This window comes from Blautia sp. BCRC 81119 (assembly GCF_003184505.1).
GTDB classification, from domain to species: Bacteria; Bacillota; Clostridia; order Lachnospirales; family Lachnospiraceae; genus Blautia_A; species Blautia_A fusiformis.
Map to the genome: position 1 here is coordinate 121,396 of NZ_QJHD01000002.1, position 16,634 is coordinate 138,029.

The 16,634-nt window shown below is 38.6% G+C and carries 16 protein-coding genes and 1 pseudogene; 15 read left to right on the forward strand and 2 right to left on the reverse strand.

Going from position 1 to position 16,634, the window contains the following annotated elements; genetic code table 11:
* Positions 1-4 precede the first annotated feature (4 nt).
* From DMI82_RS01610 to DMI82_RS19615, 10 genes and pseudogenes are all read left to right on the forward strand, one after another.
* The gene (locus DMI82_RS01610; protein ID WP_158526415.1) at positions 5-1,108 is read left to right on the forward strand and encodes a glycosyltransferase family 4 protein; all 1,104 of its coding nucleotides are present in this window, start codon (positions 5-7) and stop codon (positions 1,106-1,108) included.
* The gene (locus tag DMI82_RS01615) at positions 1,108-1,971 is read left to right on the forward strand and encodes a glycosyltransferase family 2 protein (protein WP_110102232.1); all 864 of its coding nucleotides are present in this window, start codon (positions 1,108-1,110) and stop codon (positions 1,969-1,971) included. Before DMI82_RS01610 ends, DMI82_RS01615 begins: the two co-directional genes overlap by 1 nt.
* Before the next feature lies 1 nt (position 1,972).
* A complete protein-coding gene (locus DMI82_RS01620; protein ID WP_110102233.1) occupies positions 1,973-3,034 on the forward strand; it encodes a glycosyltransferase in 1,062 nt (353 codons plus the stop codon).
* Positions 3,035-3,045: 11 nt separating this feature from the next.
* Positions 3,046-4,251, forward strand: a complete 1,206-nt coding sequence (locus DMI82_RS01625; protein WP_110102235.1) for an O-antigen ligase family protein — start codon at positions 3,046-3,048, stop codon at positions 4,249-4,251.
* Complete coding sequence (locus DMI82_RS01630) at positions 4,252-4,863, forward strand: acyltransferase (RefSeq protein ID WP_110102237.1); 612 nt, start codon at positions 4,252-4,254, stop codon at positions 4,861-4,863.
* Between the two features lie 72 nt (positions 4,864-4,935).
* On the forward strand, positions 4,936-5,655 hold the full coding sequence (locus DMI82_RS20000) for an acyltransferase (protein ID WP_199579955.1): 720 nt from the start codon (positions 4,936-4,938) through the stop codon (positions 5,653-5,655).
* 4 nt (positions 5,656-5,659) lie between these two features.
* Entirely contained in the window at positions 5,660-7,123 is a 1,464-nt protein-coding gene (locus tag DMI82_RS01640) for a flippase (protein ID WP_015524793.1), read from the forward strand.
* Positions 7,124-7,226: 103 nt separating this feature from the next.
* Positions 7,227-7,337 (forward strand): annotated as a pseudogene (locus tag DMI82_RS20620) (dTDP-4-dehydrorhamnose 3,5-epimerase); the annotation flags it as partial.
* Between the two features lie 275 nt (positions 7,338-7,612).
* Positions 7,613-7,810, forward strand: coding sequence for a hypothetical protein (locus tag DMI82_RS01650; protein WP_110102240.1), 198 nt, complete (start codon positions 7,613-7,615; stop codon positions 7,808-7,810).
* A gap of 383 nt (positions 7,811-8,193) precedes the next feature.
* Positions 8,194-8,433, forward strand: coding sequence for a hypothetical protein (locus tag DMI82_RS19615; RefSeq protein WP_146207124.1), 240 nt, complete (start codon positions 8,194-8,196; stop codon positions 8,431-8,433).
* Here the strand turns inward: DMI82_RS19615 and DMI82_RS01655 are convergent.
* A complete protein-coding gene (locus DMI82_RS01655) occupies positions 8,423-11,041 on the reverse strand; it encodes a KGGVGR-motif variant AAA ATPase (RefSeq protein ID WP_110102242.1) in 2,619 nt (872 codons plus the stop codon). The two genes, DMI82_RS19615 and DMI82_RS01655, sit on opposite strands and share 11 nt — an antisense overlap.
* Positions 11,042-11,044: 3 nt before the next feature.
* The gene (locus DMI82_RS01660) at positions 11,045-11,470 is read right to left on the reverse strand and encodes a hypothetical protein (protein WP_015524798.1); all 426 of its coding nucleotides are present in this window, start codon (positions 11,468-11,470) and stop codon (positions 11,045-11,047) included.
* 498 nt (positions 11,471-11,968) lie between these two features.
* On the opposite strand from DMI82_RS01660, the gene gloA2 reads away from it, so the two are divergent.
* From gloA2 to cobI, 5 genes are all read left to right on the forward strand, one after another.
* The gene (gene gloA2 / locus DMI82_RS01670) at positions 11,969-12,352 is read left to right on the forward strand and encodes an SMU1112c/YaeR family gloxylase I-like metalloprotein (RefSeq protein ID WP_110102246.1); all 384 of its coding nucleotides are present in this window, start codon (positions 11,969-11,971) and stop codon (positions 12,350-12,352) included.
* Between the two features lie 130 nt (positions 12,353-12,482).
* The gene (locus tag DMI82_RS01675; RefSeq protein WP_110102248.1) at positions 12,483-13,028 is read left to right on the forward strand and encodes a Uma2 family endonuclease; all 546 of its coding nucleotides are present in this window, start codon (positions 12,483-12,485) and stop codon (positions 13,026-13,028) included.
* 220 nt (positions 13,029-13,248) lie between these two features.
* Positions 13,249-14,589, forward strand: coding sequence for an MATE family efflux transporter (locus tag DMI82_RS01680; RefSeq protein ID WP_110102250.1), 1,341 nt, complete (start codon positions 13,249-13,251; stop codon positions 14,587-14,589).
* 19 nt (positions 14,590-14,608) lie between these two features.
* Positions 14,609-15,838 carry a cobalt-precorrin-5B (C(1))-methyltransferase CbiD gene (cbiD, locus tag DMI82_RS01685; protein ID WP_110102252.1) on the forward strand — a complete coding sequence of 410 codons (1,230 nt, stop codon included), beginning with the start codon at positions 14,609-14,611 and terminating at the stop codon, positions 15,836-15,838.
* A gap of 94 nt (positions 15,839-15,932) precedes the next feature.
* A complete protein-coding gene (gene cobI / locus DMI82_RS01690; RefSeq protein WP_092069119.1) occupies positions 15,933-16,634 on the forward strand; it encodes a precorrin-2 C(20)-methyltransferase in 702 nt (233 codons plus the stop codon).

Consider the following 16,634-nt stretch of genomic DNA (forward strand, 5'->3'; position numbering starts at 1 on the left):
GGCAATGAGAGTTGGAATTGATGCGCATATGATTGGCGATCACTCGGGAGGCAATGAAAGCTTTTATACAAATATTATAAACAACATGAATCCTCCAAAGAATATGGAGATAATTTTATTTGTAAAAAAAGGAGCAGATTTATCTGCTCTTACAAATAAATTTAAGCGTATAGAATTTCAGGAAAGTAGTGCTCTGAAAAGGAATTTTTTTGAGCTGCCAAAGTTATGCAAAGAGTATGAATTAGATCTTTTACATACCCAGTACTTTATTCCATTTAACAGACCGTGTCCCGTTGTGTGTACTATTCACGATATTTGCTTTGAACATTACAGTAATATTTTTACAAAAAAAGAATATTACACTCAGAAATTATTAATTCCATACGCAGCAAAAAAATCAAAGGCAGTTTTTACAGTGTCTAATCATGCAAAACAAGATATAGCTTCTCATTACCATATTCCTGAAAGCAATCTTGTGGTTACATACAACGCAGTGAATCAGAACTTTAGAAAACTAAACGAAGAAGAATTGAATGAATCAGAACTTCGTAATAAGTTTGATATTACAGGTAATAGAATTATTCTCAGCGTAGGTAACCTTCAACCGCGAAAAAACTTGCCAAGATTGATGAGAGCTTTTGTGAAATTGAAGAAGGATTCTCATTTCTCCGATGTTCAACTGGTTGTTGTTGGTAAGAAAGCTTGGATGTTTGATGACATCATGAAGGAGTCTGCTGATAACAATAAGGATATTATTTTGACAGATTATGTTTCAAACGAAGATCTTGTGAGACTTTATAATCTTGCAGATGGTTTTGTATATCCGTCTTTTTATGAAGGGTTTGGAATTCCACCATTGGAGGCAATGGCATGTGGAACACCGGTAGCGGTGGCTAATGCCACATCACTTCCGGAAGTGGTTGGTGATGCTGGGATGTATTTTGATCCTTTTAGTGAAGAGGAAATTACAAATAGCATCGTCAAATTATTAGATGAAGATAAAGCTATACGTGATGAAAAAAGAATTGAAAGAGTGAATTGCTTCAATTGGCAAGATTCTGCGAATGCAATGTTTTCTAAATATATAGAAGTCGTAGGTAATAATTAATGGCAAATACAGCTATCATTTTAATAAATTATAAAAATCCAAAGATTACTCTAGAATGCGTGGAAAGCCTGATTAGATTACAATCAAGCGACTATACAATTTATGTTGTTGATAATGCAGCAGATGAGAATACCAAAGGAGAATTTGAGAGATCTATTCTTTTTCAATATATAAAATATATACCATCAAAAGATAATTTAGGATTTGCAGGTGGAAATAATATTGCAATCCAGAGAGCACTAGATGATGGATGTGACTATATAATGCTTTTGAATAATGATACAGTGGTGGATTCGAGCTTTCTTGATGAAATGAAGAGATATTGTAATTCAAAAACGGTAGTTGTCCCTAAAATATATTATTTTGATGAACCAAGTGTATTATGGTATGCGGGCGGAATTATAAATTGGATAAGCGGAGATACGCATCATACCGGAGCTGGTAAGGTCGATGATGGCAGCTATGACAAGGTAGAAAAGGTAGAATTTGCTTCAGGGTGTTGCATTCTGATGAATAAAAATGTAATAGAAAAAGTTGGTATGCTGGATGAAAGTTACTTTATGTATTATGAGGACACGGACTTTTGCGCGCGTCTAAAAAAGGAGACAATTGACATCGTGTATGTGCCAACAGCAAAGATTTGGCATAAGGTAGGAGCGTCATCAAGCGGAGAATATAGTAAATTCACAGCATATTATATGGCCAAAAATCGTTTGAAGTTTATATCCAAATACAGCCATAATAATTTGCAACGAGCTTACCTAAGAACAATTGCAAGTGGAATTAAGGGATATATATTAAATAGAAATTCAAAAGTATCAATTAAGGCTTTGAAGGATTTTATAAAGGAACAAAGAACGTAATATGAAGATATATATGATAGGCGGGACCGATTCCCATGTAAAATGTGGTGTTAAAGACTATACTCTTGAGCTACAAAGATATTTAGAGCAAGAAAATGTAGATATTGTCCAAATTAATGATAAAAGTGATACTGCTACGATTTCAGATTGGCAATCAATTTTTGCATACCATAAACTCGCTGTGGAATTAAAAAAAATAAATGCAAGAATACTACATGTTGAGTATCCTGCAAAAGCATATGGAAAGAGTATTGGTGTGAATTTTCTTCCTATGTTTGCCAGATTGAGAGGAATCAAGGTTGTTTTTACAACTCATGAATATAGTAATAGATCTTTTTTGGGAAGGATGCGTCAAATTCCGTCGTTCCTTTTTGCAAATGAAATTATTGTAGTAGATCCGCAATTCGAGGTAGATATAAAGAAAATACCATTATGTAAAAAAAAGGTAAGAACTATTCGAATTGGTAGCAATATAGTACCGTCTGTTGCTCCGAATGATAAAATTATAGAGCTGCATAACTCTTTAGTAAAAGATAATATGAAACTAATGAGTTACTTTGGTTTTATTAATGAATACAAGTGCTTTTTAGAGCTTGTAGAGGCAATTAAACACCTCAAAGATGCCGGGAAATTGAAGTCAAAACTAGTAGTCATTGGTGAGTTAAAGGAATCTGACGAATACCATAAAAAGGTTTTAGAAAAAATTAGAGAATATAATCTTGATAACGATATTATTGTGACGGGATACCTAAAAGATTCTGTTGGAGATTACCTTAAAGCATCTGATTTTGCCGTTCTTCCTTTTTACTATGGTATTTCGGTTAGAAATGGAAGTTTTCTTGCGGCATATCAGGAAGGAATAGATATCATTACAACTAAGGGAGATAAAAATTTTCCATATGATGATGTGTATCTTATGAATGATAATACTCCGCAGACAATTGCAAGTGCAATAGAATATATGCAAGACAATAGCTTGAAGTCAGAGCATAGAAAAATTGATTTTTATTGGGATGATATTTCTAAACAACACGTGGAGTTATACGAAAAAATCTACGGATAGGATATAGGCAAATGAGATTAAAGATAAGAAAAATTAGTACTGCAGAATTACTTGTAATGTTTTTTATGTTTGTGTTGAGTGGGGCGATGTATACATTGCCAACAACATCCTATACGAACTCTAAGCTGCTATCTGTAGCTGTAGTGTTTGTTTTCATGTTTTTTTTAAAGGGTAAAATCAAACTAAAGGGAACTTATAGTCGATTTATAGTATGTTTTCTTTCCTTTGTTATTATTCTTGCTTTTTATAGCATGATTATTCACTCGGAGATGCCAACAGATGTTTTTAACATTTGTGGAGGATATTTTGCGCTAATTGGATATGTACTTGTACAAAATCTTACGATATCAAAAGAACAGATACAAAAGATTTTTGTTAATTACACCAAATTAATAGTGTTATTTTTCTTTATTCAATACGCAATTTTTAAAATTTCTGGAAATATCATTTTTATAGATTTTTACAATCCTCAAATGAGAGCTGGATTTCTTCGAGCTGGCGTGGGAAGTGAGTTTGTAGCACTTTCAATAATCATTATGTTTGCAGAGTTTTTGCAAACGTATAGGAAAAAGAAACGATTTGACATTAAACTAATAATATGGATGGGGATTTTTTCTGTATATTTTGTGTTATTCATTTGTATTAGGGCAGCGATTCTTGCAATCTTTTTATCATGTCTAGTTTTAGTGTTTATAGGTACAGATAGCCGTAAACTTAAGTTAGGAATTTTGCTACTCGGTGTACTAGGGGGGGCTTTAATTCTTCAATCTTCTGTATTTGATAAGTATATGCAAATAGACAAGATTGAGGGAGGAGGATCAATAACTGGACGGTTAGCAATGTATGCTTATTATTTTAACGGTTTCATGCAGCATCCGATCATGGGACAAGGATTTATAAAACCCATAAACTCAGCATTGACAACCCTACTATATGGTCCATATGGATTCTATTATCTTGAGGACGTTGGAATCGTAGGTTGTTTATTTACGTTCGGATTAGTTGGGGTATTCTTGTTTTTGACATTTATTACAAAAGGAATGAAAACAATTATATCTGGGTATAAAGATAGGTCAATATTTAGTGATTCTGTCGTACTTGGAGTTTTTATGTTTCTGGTATTTACAATGCCTACGTTGTTTTTATTTGATTATGCGAGAAATGGATTTTTGATGTTTGTATTACTGTTTATGACGCCTAAGTCGGAGAGAAATTAAATGTTTGGACTATCTAAGCGACAATTATTATCATTAAGTATACCAAAAACTATATATTTTAACTACAGATATTTTGGATTACATGGACTGTTTAGTTTTAACGTACTGTGTTCTAGATATGTAAAGTTTAGAAGTTTAAAGGGGAATGTAGAACTCGATGGTAAATTAACAACTGGTTGCGTGAAAATAGGTTTTCAAGAAGTCTCCGTATTTGATAACAAGTTTGAACGGACAATCTGGGAAAATTATGGAGACATTATAATGTCTCCGGGCTTTTTCCTAGGCTCTGGATCAATAATTTCAAATCATGGTTCGATGATGTTTAGTGAAAATTTTCACGTATCAGCAAAATCAACATTTATATGTAACAAGAAAATTTTCTTTGGAAAAGATGTGTTGGTATCATGGGAGTGTTTATTTATGGACACAGATTTTCACCAGATAATGGATAATAAGACAGATAGATGCATAAATGAAGATCGTGATATATATATAAGTGATAGGGTTTGGTTTGGCTGTAAATGTATAGTATTAAAAGGAAGTGAAATTTTAAGAGATACAGTTATAGCTGCTGGATCTATAGTTTCGGGGAAGCAGACAGTGCATAGTTGAGTAATAGCAGATGGAGAGGTTATTAAATCAGACGTTAGCTATATAAGATAGCAATGAAAAGAGGTGGTGAAAATGTGGTATCTAATAATTGCCGTAATATGTTTTTATATGATAGATACAGTTGCGACATTTGTATACTGTTATATTCAGGAAAAAAGGCAGAAAAAGAAAGAGGTTGATACACCTCAGAAATCAAAATCAGTCGTATTGTACGAATCAGATTACAAGTTTCCGAAAAGACAGATTAAGTGGCTTTTCCACATCTATGCTGGTTGGATTAGATATAAGTTGATACATCTAGGAAAAATACCGTGTCATACTTATAGAAATTTTATGCTAAGACATGTATACAGGATGAAATTGGCAAAAACAGCGGTCATTTATGGAGGTTTTGAGATCCGTTCTCCGTGGAATATCCATATTGCTGACGGCGCAATTGTTGGAGATGAAAGTAAACTTGATGGCAGAAATGGAATATTTATAGGAAAAAATGTTAATTTAAGCACCGGTGTATGGATTTGGACTGAACAACACGATATAAATGACCCACACTTTTATTCTAATGAAACAGGTGGAGCTGTCATTGTACAAGATAGAGTATGGATTTCAAGTCGTGTTACAGTTTTGCCTAAAACAAAAATATATGAAGGTGCAGTTGTTGCAGCTGGTGCTGTAGTGACAAAAAATTGTGAGGCATATACTATTTACGGTGGGATTCCAGCAAAAAAAATTGGTGAACGAAGTAAAAAGTTGTTTTATGAATTCACGGGAAGACATGAGGTATTCTGGTGATCGAATGAAAAATAAAAATTTAGGAATTAACTCCTTACTAAATGTTATAAAAGCCACATTATCTATAATATTTCCGTTGATAACCTACCCGTATGCAATTCGAGTATTAGGCACTGAAGGAGTTGGAAAAGTATCATATGCCAACTCTATTGTTAGTTATTTCGCTTTAGTCGCAATGCTTGGCATGGTTACATATGGGATAAGAGAAGGCGCAAAGGTAAGAAATTCTACCAATAAACTTCAAAAATTAACAAATGAATTGTTTTCTATCAATTTGCTATCTACGGTAGTTGCATATACGGGATTTATTATTTGTCTCATATTTGTACCACAATTTGTTGCGTATCGTATAGTTCTACTTATTAGCAGTTTAACTATTATTTTTCAGGTTATTGGTTTTGAGTGGATAAATATAGCATTTGAAGATTATCTGATAATCACTGTTAGAAGTATTGTCTCTAATATCGTATGCTTGTTTTTATTGCTGATCTTAGTTAGAGATAGAGAAGATTATAATATTTATGCTTTTATTTCTTCACTTCCTATTATTATTAATTCGATTTGGAACTTCTTTTATATAAGAAAGTACGTGCATCCACGTTTTACTGTTAATTTAAATTTAAAGACGCATCTCAAACCGTTAACAATCATATTTTTTAATACGATAACAGCATTAATATATGTAAACGCAGATATAACTATGCTAGGTTGGATAAAGGGAGATAGTGTTGTAGGTGAATACACTATTGCTGTAAAGGTTTACACGGTTATAAAAAATATTTTGGTTGCAATATATGCTGCGGTAACACCTAGGCTCGCAACAATGATGTCAGAAACAGCAGAAAGTCAGTATAAGAAACTAAATACAACTATTTGGTGCTATCTAAGTTTAATTCTTATACCGGCAGGATTTGGTTTAACAGCTGTTTCGAAAGATGTAATGTTACTTGTGGGCGGAGAGGAGATAGCAACTACTAGTTTTTCGTTGCAAATATTGTCTATAAGTTTGATTTTTGCAATATATGGTGGTCTGATTACATCGGTTTATAATATCACCCAAGGAAGAGAAAAAGAAAATTTGATGGCAACTACTGTGAGTGCAATTATAAATTGTGGACTAAATCTATACATGATTCCTAAATATAGTCTGTACGGTGCAGCATTCACGACATTGTTATCAGAACTGTTTGTATTTGTTTTTTGTACCCTTAGAGCTCCAAATAAAAAACGCTTTTTTGATGTAGACGAAATTAAAAATAGTATTTTATATGCAGTTGTAGGAAGTATTCTTGTATTACTAACTACAAAGGTTGTATATATGCTGGTTGAATGTTCGGCTTTATTGAGACTAATCATAGCAGTTGCATTGTCAGCAGTTGTGTACATAACATATTTAATTATTTTCAAGAACAAATATACTATCGATATAGTAAGAAATATCATGGTTAAAATTAAAAAGAAATATTGACACCATGAAATCACGCAGAGGAATTTTAAATATGAAAATTTTAGTGACAGGCGTCGGTGGCCAGCTTGGTCATGATGTCATGAATGAATTAAATAAAAGAGGTTATAATGGAACAGCTTCCGCAGAAGGATATGCTTTGAAGGATGGAACAAAACTGAATTTGTCTGACAAGGATCAGAAATGGGTTGGAGTGAAGGATACGTTTAAGTTTTAGAAAGCCAATTTAGAAAATCAATTATGCGTCCTTGAAAAGCTGAAATAAAACCTACACCGTGTGGACAAATATTACCCGTCAGTGGAGAACCTGCTGGATCTGATCTGCGAGTATTACACGGAGAACAACCCAGTAGAGAAAAATACAGTTTCCGGGAAAGCAGCAAAGGCTAAGGAAAAGGAACTGGAAGGTAAGTGCCTCAAAACATGGCGTAGTGACTGTCTTTTCCATTCCTGATATACTGTGGCAAACCGTATATTTAAGGAGGCACACTTATGGCAAGACAAAATCAGGAAACAATCACAACGTTTGGAGAGGTTCTGCATTCTTCCAGTATCTCTTATTCTCAGAATCGTTCCTCTTCCAATGATAATCGGCTGGTGATCTATTTTCAGGGAATGAAAGTCTATATTCCAGATAACTTTCAGCCGAATACACTTCTAAAACTTCTTCAGACACTGAAAAAGTTATGATGAAGCGTATTGCAGAAGGAGCGAAAATAACTTTTTGACATTTTCACAGATGCGTGATAATATGGTTATAGAAAAAGAGTGCTACCGATAGACGGTTATTCCGATATATGGTTTGACAAAAATTGCCGCCTAGTTTACCAGACCGGGGCGGCTATTTTTGTGGTTTATTATTATCCTTGCCGAATGTGTATCCGGCACAAAAGCAGGTGATGCCGAAGCTCACAACTGCAATGAAATCCACAATACTCATTGGCTTAGCCCTCCTTTTCACGGGATTCCCTTTGGGGGTTCTATGTAATCAGAGGGTCACAGTCCCTCTGTTGAAGGACTAACCGCCTACCGTTATGGTAGCACCCATGTTCTGATTATAGCAATAAAAAATCGTGGGTGCAATAAGAAAATGGCAGGGGGAAATAGCAGGCGTTGGTAACAAAGCATTTAGAACGAGGCTTTCGGTGCCAAAACGGTGCCAAGAAATCAGGCAAATAAAAATAGATCATGTAAATCAGCCATTTTTCACTGCATTTTGGGTAAGTGCCTCAAACATTGATGTAGCTATTATAGCAGGAACTCTGCTGGTTTACACTACGCCATGTTTTGAGGCACTTGCTATTAGTGTTTAAGGAGTAAAGATAATACGCGAGGCCTTGCCCCTCGTTCATATCGAAATCCAAGAGCATGACGTATTATTTCTGGTAAATAGAGTTTTTCTCCATCTCGTATGAGATAGCCTGACTGGATCATGGATTTTTCTTCAGCGGCTGTAAGTGCATCTTCTTCCAGATTCATAGGAAGTGTTTTTTTCTCAAATGGAAGATTCTCAAGTTTCTCAAAAATTGGTTTTAGGTTTTCGTATTCTGCTTTAATTTCTGTAATCTTATATTTTGAACAATTCGATACCGCATTACGGATTTCGGCGGGCATTAAAATCCTGTCATTGTAAGGCGGCTTTTTTCCATTATATTTTGAAGCATATTTTAAGAAACGAATAATATCTCGTGCCTGTAGCTGACCATTAAAGTCAGAAAGGGCAGCTAATATCCAACGGGAGGAATAGGCTTCATTGGATTCTTTCTTGCCTAATTTTAAGCCCCAGAGTTTTTCAAGATATTGATCAATTACTTCCTGAGATGCGTTTTCAACGGATATAGTTTCTTGATAAAAGTCTGATACAGAATGACTTACCAACCAGACGGCAAGCTTTAACGCTTCATTAGAAGACCATTTCAATTCTGCATAATTAAACGCTTGCTTAAACTGTTCATAGTTAACAGTGATTGCATTTTGCGCCATGTCACTTCGAAGAAAAATAATAAGTCCAATATTTTCATATCTGGCAGCAATTGTATTCAGAATACCCTGGCATAACACTTCAATTGCTTTTTGCTGGTTCTTATTGGAAGAAACCAGTTTCAATATTTCTTCCAGTCCATCGATTAGAAAGACAATCGTTTTTTGCTCTTTTTTTAATGCTTCATTAAGTTGTGCAAGGTTACTGAATTTTTTGTTAACTGAGTTTGCAAACAATTGTTCCCAAAAAATCATCCAGTCAGTTTCGCTATTTGCATTAAGATCTAATTCATAAGAATTGTCATTGTAAACGGATTTGGAAACTGCAGCACAGGAAACTGTTGTATTGAAACTGTTAATACATTCAGCTAAAACAAGTTTGAGTTTGAAAATATTCTGTGGAGCTAAAACCGGAACGAAGAAGCCGTTATCGTTGAAGATTTGTTTATTGTTTATTTCGCTGCAAAATGAATTCCAGTTTCCTTTTTCTATTAATTGACGATATAAAAATGTTTTTCCAGACCCCTTTGCTCCCTGGACAACAGCTGTGGGAACTTGGTTATTAAAGCGGGAACAAAGGTTCTTTATTGGTTCTGTTAATAATAACTCTTCTGCGCCATTTGCCTCGGCGGTAATTTGGTTATCTGCAAAATCATAAATCTTTTTTAAAATGGTTTTATGCTGTTCTTCTGTGTAATATATTTCAGCTGTTTTTACAGGCTGATAATACTGCAAAACTAATTTTTCTATGGCATAATACATATCTCTGTCTTTCAAAACCGTTAAAATCTGTCGCAGATTGGAAAGATGTATCAATTCACTGGCAAATGGGAGCTCAATAATCATATTGTCAAGAAGTTCTTCTGTGTTCTCAGTTGTCTGGAAACAGTTTGTCAGGCTTTCTTTTATTTGGTCTTTTTCCATAGTAGAAAAAGAATCAGGAATCATACTTAAGAATATGGTAGGAAGAAGAGAATCCTCTTTTACTTCCAGTCCCTTGGATATAAAATTTAAAACCTGTTTTGTGCCCATAATTGACTGCAGTGAGGTTGATGTCACGCAATACTTTTTCACTCTCGGATCAAGCAGGAGAGGAGCAGAATATTCACTTATACCAGCACGCAAATCTACAAGAACAGCAGAAGCGCCTAACTGAGCAGCCAAACTGGAAAGAACTTCTGCCAGGATATATTCTTTGTTTCGGCTTATGGTAATAGTCTGTGGGCTTGCGTATAAATCAAATAATTGCTGTTCATAGCGATAGGTAGGAAGGAAGAAATGCTCCACCCGTTGCTGACTGGTTTCGATAGGCAAAGTGAGTGTTCCCATTAAAGCTTCTGCAGTGGATACAATCTCTTCTATGCTGTTGTTATCCTGGATTAAAGTTAACAGATCCAGATAGCTAAATGCAGTTTCGTTTAGGTTTCCCTGAATTAATGTGAGACCTGGGGCTTCAAGATCGGAATCTATAATCAAGAGTTTATTTTTCTGTGGATCGTCCTGAATGCTTGTCCAGGCCTGGGCGAATGCAATCAAGGACAGAGTACGCCCCACACCGCCTTTATAGGAATGGAAAGCGATTACCGGACGGCTAAGCTCTTTTAAATTATTTTTTGGATATACGGAATCTTCATAAATTGCTTTTTTGAACAGTGGCATTATATTGGGGGAAATCGGACTAGATTCGAAATCGTATGAAACAGATAACGAGGCATTTGGGCAATCAAGTTTTATAGCAGAACAACCTGGCAGAATGTTTTTTGGAAACAGTTCTGCTAATGCAGAATGTGCTAATGCAGAATGTGCTAAATCTGATGTCTTTTCCCTGGGATACAGGATAATTTCATCGGGATATACTTCAATATCGTTAAAAGTATTTTTCCAATCTTTGTGATGCATTAAGATGTATCGATCTATATCTTTCCATGTGTAGAATTTCATACCTTATACCACCTCTTTTAACCACTCTTTAATCTGTATAAGAGTGTTGTCAAATTCTTCTAAATATGTAATCTTCTGATTAGCTGGAGCAATTAAATATCGGCATAATTGATGGTAATCAGAAGGTCCCACACTGTCACCGTATTCCGTGGGAAATTGCTTAAATTTATAGTTGCCGGCCTGCTTGGCTTTATTTAGTAAGGTTCTGAAATCGTGGGAATGAAGAACTCTTAATGTTTCGTCACTGGCTTGGGAAACGGTATTTATATTGTCTGTCTGCATGATCAGACATTTTAATCCACACTCAACGCAGTAGCATAACAGCAGACGACGGCTGTAATCGCTGCCTATACTCCATTTATCATAGGAGTTTGCGTGAGTCGTGAATGCTTTTTTGTAATTCTTTTTATCAGCTCGTAGTGTTGCCATGGAATCACTCCTTTTCAAGTCGTATTTTAACATAAATGTACGAGACCGTCTACTTGAAAAGTTCTTACATTTTCCACATTTTTCGATATTCTCCAGGTGCAATCCCTTCTGTTTTCTTAAAACTTCTGAAAAAAATCTTGAACTGGATACAAAACCGCAGGATTCATTGATTTCAGATTTTCTGAGGTCAATAAAAGAAAATCAGATACAGGATTTTCTGGATCAGTGGAATGCGGACAGATGCAAACGTGAGCGTATTTATATAATAACGATGAAAGCAATAAAAATAGAAAAAGGTATTTGAAGATATAAGAACAGGCTGCTCACCAGAAAACAGAACTTGCTATTTGCCGGAGTAAAGGATAAAATCAAAGCACAACCGTAAGTCATAAATTCAGTAAATATTTCAAACAATGATATAGCTGTCATAACAGAAAAAAATCTGTTATTTTACACTACGTCATGTTTTGAAACACCTACAAAAGGAGTACAAGAAAAATGAACCTATCAAAAATACACCACATCGCCATCATCGTATCCAACTACGAATCCGCCAAAGATTTCTACGTAAACAAGCTTGGCTTCTCCATTATCAGAGAAAACTATCGTCCGGAGCGTAGGGACTGGAAGCTGGATCTGCGTGTGGATGAGCACACGGAGCTGGAGATTTTTGCAGAACCAAATCCACCGAAGCGGGTGAGCCGTCCGGAGGCTTGTGGCCTGCGTCATCTTGCTTTCTGTGTGGAGAGTGTGGAGCAGACGGTGAAAGAACTGGCGGAGACCGGGATCGAATGTGAGCCGATCCGTGTGGATGATTTTACCGGCAAGAAGATGACGTTTTTTCATGACCCGGATGGACTGCCACTTGAGCTGCATGAGTAAGGGGGGTGGAACAAATGATGTTTCGTAAAGCAGTCATCAACTTGTTATTTGCGCTGTGAAATGATAAAATCAAAATAAAACAGGTGAGTTGTAACCTTGTGCTTGAGTAACAGCTTCAGAAAGAGATGGTATGTTATTATTGAAAGAAGAAATTTATACTATAGATGATATATATGCTTTACCAGAGGGTGAAAGAGCAGAATTGATTGATGGCCATATGTATATGATGGCTCCACCGAGTCGCAGACATCAAAAAATTTCAATGGAGCTTTCCAGTGTTATTCGTGAATATATTCGTTTTCACAAAGGAAAGTGTGAAGTATATGCAGCTCCTTTTGCTGTCTATCTTGATGAGAAAAGTAATACCTATGTTGAGCCGGATATCTCAGTGATTTGTGATCCACATAAACTGGATGACAGAGGATGTAATGGTGCACCTGACTGGATTATAGAAATTGTGTCACCATCCAGTAAAAAAGTGGATTATCTGTTAAAACTTCTGAAATACCGTTCCTGTGGTGTAAAAGAATACTGGATTGTTGATCCTGAGAAAGATCGTGTTATTGTATACAATTTTACAGGTGACGAAAGTATTAATGAGTATACTTTGGAGGATTCTGTTAAAGCAGGGATCTATGAAGAACTTGTGATTGATTTCGGAAGTATGGAATTGTAGGGGCCAATGAGCTGCCATTACTTAAAGAAGATTATATAAAACAAAGACTGCCGCAGGTTTCGCGCCTGCGGCATTTTGCAGTTTGTACAAAAAACACAGAAAATATATTGGAAAAAGAGCGGGAAAAGGGTATAATGTCAGAGAAAGTGTGATTGATAAAATACAGACGATTTTTTTCTGCTTTGTCAGGTCATAAATAAGTGAGGCGGAGGATGTAACAATGGAACAGCAGCATATGTTTACCAACCGGATGATCCGTAATCTTCTGGTGCCGGTAGTGCTGGAACAGATTTTGAATTCGATAATGGGAACCGCAGATACCATGATGGTCAGCAATGTGGGATCTGCGGCTCTTTCTGCGGTATCGCTGGTGGATTCCATCAATGTGCTTCTGATCCAGGCTTTTTCGGCGCTGGCAGCGGGAGGCGCCATTGTCTGTGCCCAGTATATCGGACAGAGGAATTATGAGAAGGCGAATATGTCTGCCAGGCAGGTGCTTTTTATCATCACAGCGATCTCTGTAGTGGTGTCTGCAGTCTGTCTGATCTTTCAGAAGCCGCTTTTGAGGCTGATCTTCGGTGCAGTGGATGCGGATGTTATGCGTGCATCGGAAATTTATTTCTTTTTCACGGCACTGTCATTCCCCTTTATTGCGGCTTATGATTCTGCGGCTTCGATCTTTCGTGCCCAGGAGAATACCAAGGGGCCTATGGCCATCTCCATGATCTCCAATATCATGAACATTGGCGGAAACGCGGTTCTGATCTGGGTTTTCCACCTTGGTGTTGCAGGAGCGGCGATCTCCACACTGGTTTCCCGTATTTTCTGTGCAGTGGTTGTTCTCTGGCAGCTGCGTAAGGATCGTCAGCCTGTCGTTGTGAAGGATTACCTGAAGATCCGTCCGGACTGGAGCATGATCGGACGGATCCTGGGACTAGGGATCCCTTCGGGAATTGAGAACAGTATGTTTCAGCTTGGAAAGCTTGCCATCCAGTCTACGGTTTCCACACTGGGAACAGCAGCCATCGCAGCGCAGGCAATGACCAATATCCTTGAGAACCTGAATGGTATCGCGGCCATCGGAGTAGGTGTGGGCCTGATGACCATCGTAGGCCAGTGTCTTGGTGCCGGCCGCAAGGATGAGGCGGTCTATTACATAAAAAAACTCTGCGTCATTGCAGAGGCAGTTATTATCGTAAGCTGTCTGATCGTGTATATTTTGGTCAGACCGGTGACGATCCTTGGCGGAATGGAGAGTACCAGTGCGGAAATGTGCATCCACATGATCACATGGATCACCATCGTAAAGCCTGTGGTATGGACAATGGCGTTCGTGCCGGGGTATGGTCTTCGTGCAGCCGGTGATGTGAAGTTTTCCATGATCACCTCCTGCTGTACCATGTGGGCATGCAGGTTCTGTCTCTGTGTTTTCCTGATCCGTGTCCTGGGCTTCGGGCCTATGGGTGTCTGGATCGGAATGTTTGCAGACTGGACTGTTCGTGGGATCATTTTTACCTGGCGTTTCCACAGCCGCAAATGGCTGGAGCACAAGGTAATCTGAAAAGGAGGGCATCGTATATATGAAGAATGGACTGGAAGACCAGTATGTCATAAAAAACAACAAGCGCCTCCGTTATGGCTACACAACAGGCTCCTGTGCAGCCGGGGCAGCCAGAGGTGCAGTCCGGATGCTGCTTTCGGGAGAGACTCTTTCCGAGGTAGAGCTTGATACCCCAAAGGGGATCACCCTCACGTTACAGCTTCACGATATTACCCGGGGCGAAACCTATGTCTCCTGTGCGGTACAGAAGGATGCAGGGGATGATCCGGATACCACCAACGGGATCCTGGTCTATGTAAAAGCGGAGAAGTTTTCTATCTCAGCGGCAGAACAGGCCGGGCAGCAGCAGAAAACAGAGAAATCCTGGCCTCAGATCATCCTGGACGGTGGGATCGGTGTGGGGCGTGTCACCAAGCCGGGACTTTCCCAGAACGTGGGGGAAGCGGCAATCAATCCGGTTCCCAGAGCCATGATCCTGCGGGAAGCCGAAGAGGCGGCCCAGGAATATGACTACGAGGGCGGTCTGAAGCTTACCGTATCCGTCCCTCAGGGGGAAGAGATCGCGAAGAAAACCTTTAATCCCCGTCTTGGCATTCTTGGCGGGATCTCCATACTTGGAACCAGCGGGATCGTAGAGCCCATGAGTGAGAAGGCTCTGATCGAAAGCATCCATGTGGAGATGAAGCAGCATTTCTGCCAGGGAGAAAACTATATCCTGGTGACACCGGGGAATTACGGTGCGGATTATCTCAGAGAGCATATGTCTATTCCCTTTGAGAACAATATCAAGTGCAGCAATTATGTAGGAGAGACCATTGACATGGCCATTGATATGGGCGTAAAGGGCATTCTTTTTGTGGCTCATATCGGTAAGTTTGTAAAGGTTGCCGCCGGGATCATGAATACCCATTCCCACTGTGCTGATGGAAGGATGGAGGTTCTCTGTGCAAGTGCTATCCGTGCAGGGGGCTCTCTGGAATGTGCCAGAGAGATCCTGGAGGCGGGGACTACCGATGAGGCGTTGGCTGTTCTTGACAGCTATGGTATCCTGAAAGAGACTATGGCTGTGGTCATGGAGAAGATTCAGTTTTATCTGGACCACAGATCCTATGAGCAGATCCTTCTGGGTGCTGTGGTGTTTTCCAATGTATACGGACTGCTGGGGCAGACCCGGGATGCAGAGGAGCTGATCCATAAGATACAGGAGCAGGCAGTCGGGGTGGATGATATTTCATGCGTGAAACCCTGATCCGGATGGAGATTTTTGATCCGGGGACAAAATTTGATATAAATAACAGACAGGTTTTATCCTGTCTGGAAAATATAGTTAGGAGGAAAGAAATATGGCAGGTAAATTATATGGTGTAGGTGTAGGACCGGGAGATCCGGAGCTTCTTACCTTAAAAGCACTTCGTCTTGTAAAGGAGGCAGAGGTGATCGCACTTCCGGGACAGGTTCCGGAGGATACGGTAGCGTTTAAGATCGTGGAGGGGGCTTATCCGGAGCTTGGAAAGAAGGAGCTTCTTGCAGTTCCTTTTCCAATGTCCAAGGATCCTGAGGTGCTGAAGAGCTATCACGATGCAGGAGCAGAAAAAGTCAAGGCTGTCCTGGACCAGGGGAAAGATGTGGTATTTCTCACACTGGGAGATCCTACCGTGTATTCCACATATCTCTATATCCATCACAGACTTGTGGCTCAGGGCTATGAGACGGAGATCGTCTGTGGCATCACATCCTTCTGTGCAGTTTCCGCCCGTCTGAACACCGGACTTGTGGAGAAGGCAGAGCCTCTTCACGTGATCCCGGCTTCCTATCAGATCGAAGATGCGCTGAAGCTTTCCGGTACCAAGGTCCTTATGAAGGCCGGAAAGAAGATGAAGGATGTGAAGGCCGAGCTTCTTTCCCAGGGGGCAGAGGCCATGATGATCGAAAACTGCGGAATGCCGGATGAAAAGATCTACCGGACCGTGGAGGAGATCCCTGAGGATGCAGGATATTATTCCCTGATCATTATCAAAGAAAACAAAGACAGAAGAGAGGAATAG

Excerpts from the sequence above, each read along its gene's own strand:
- DMI82_RS01640 (WP_015524793.1), top strand. The coding sequence starts at position 5,660 with ATGAAAAATAAAAATTTAGGAATTAACTCCTTACTAAATGTTATAAAA.
- gloA2 (WP_110102246.1), top strand. The coding sequence starts at position 11,969 with ATGAACCTATCAAAAATACACCACATCGCCATCATCGTATCCAACTAC.
- DMI82_RS01625 (WP_110102235.1), top strand. The coding sequence starts at position 3,046 with ATGAGATTAAAGATAAGAAAAATTAGTACTGCAGAATTACTTGTAATG.
- DMI82_RS01680 (WP_110102250.1), top strand. The coding sequence starts at position 13,249 with ATGGAACAGCAGCATATGTTTACCAACCGGATGATCCGTAATCTTCTG.
- DMI82_RS01655 (WP_110102242.1), bottom strand. The coding sequence starts at position 11,041 with ATGAAATTCTACACATGGAAAGATATAGATCGATACATCTTAATGCAT.
- cbiD (WP_110102252.1), top strand. The coding sequence starts at position 14,609 with ATGAAGAATGGACTGGAAGACCAGTATGTCATAAAAAACAACAAGCGC.
- DMI82_RS01660 (WP_015524798.1), bottom strand. The coding sequence starts at position 11,470 with ATGGCAACACTACGAGCTGATAAAAAGAATTACAAAAAAGCATTCACG.
- DMI82_RS20000 (WP_199579955.1), top strand. The coding sequence starts at position 4,936 with ATGTGGTATCTAATAATTGCCGTAATATGTTTTTATATGATAGATACA.
- DMI82_RS01650 (WP_110102240.1), top strand. The coding sequence starts at position 7,613 with ATGGCAAGACAAAATCAGGAAACAATCACAACGTTTGGAGAGGTTCTG.
- DMI82_RS01630 (WP_110102237.1), top strand. The coding sequence starts at position 4,252 with ATGTTTGGACTATCTAAGCGACAATTATTATCATTAAGTATACCAAAA.
- DMI82_RS01615 (WP_110102232.1), top strand. The coding sequence starts at position 1,108 with ATGGCAAATACAGCTATCATTTTAATAAATTATAAAAATCCAAAGATT.
- cobI (WP_092069119.1), top strand. The coding sequence starts at position 15,933 with ATGGCAGGTAAATTATATGGTGTAGGTGTAGGACCGGGAGATCCGGAG.
- DMI82_RS01675 (WP_110102248.1), top strand. The coding sequence starts at position 12,483 with ATGTTATTATTGAAAGAAGAAATTTATACTATAGATGATATATATGCT.
- DMI82_RS01610 (WP_158526415.1), top strand. The coding sequence starts at position 5 with ATGAGAGTTGGAATTGATGCGCATATGATTGGCGATCACTCGGGAGGC.
- DMI82_RS01620 (WP_110102233.1), top strand. The coding sequence starts at position 1,973 with ATGAAGATATATATGATAGGCGGGACCGATTCCCATGTAAAATGTGGT.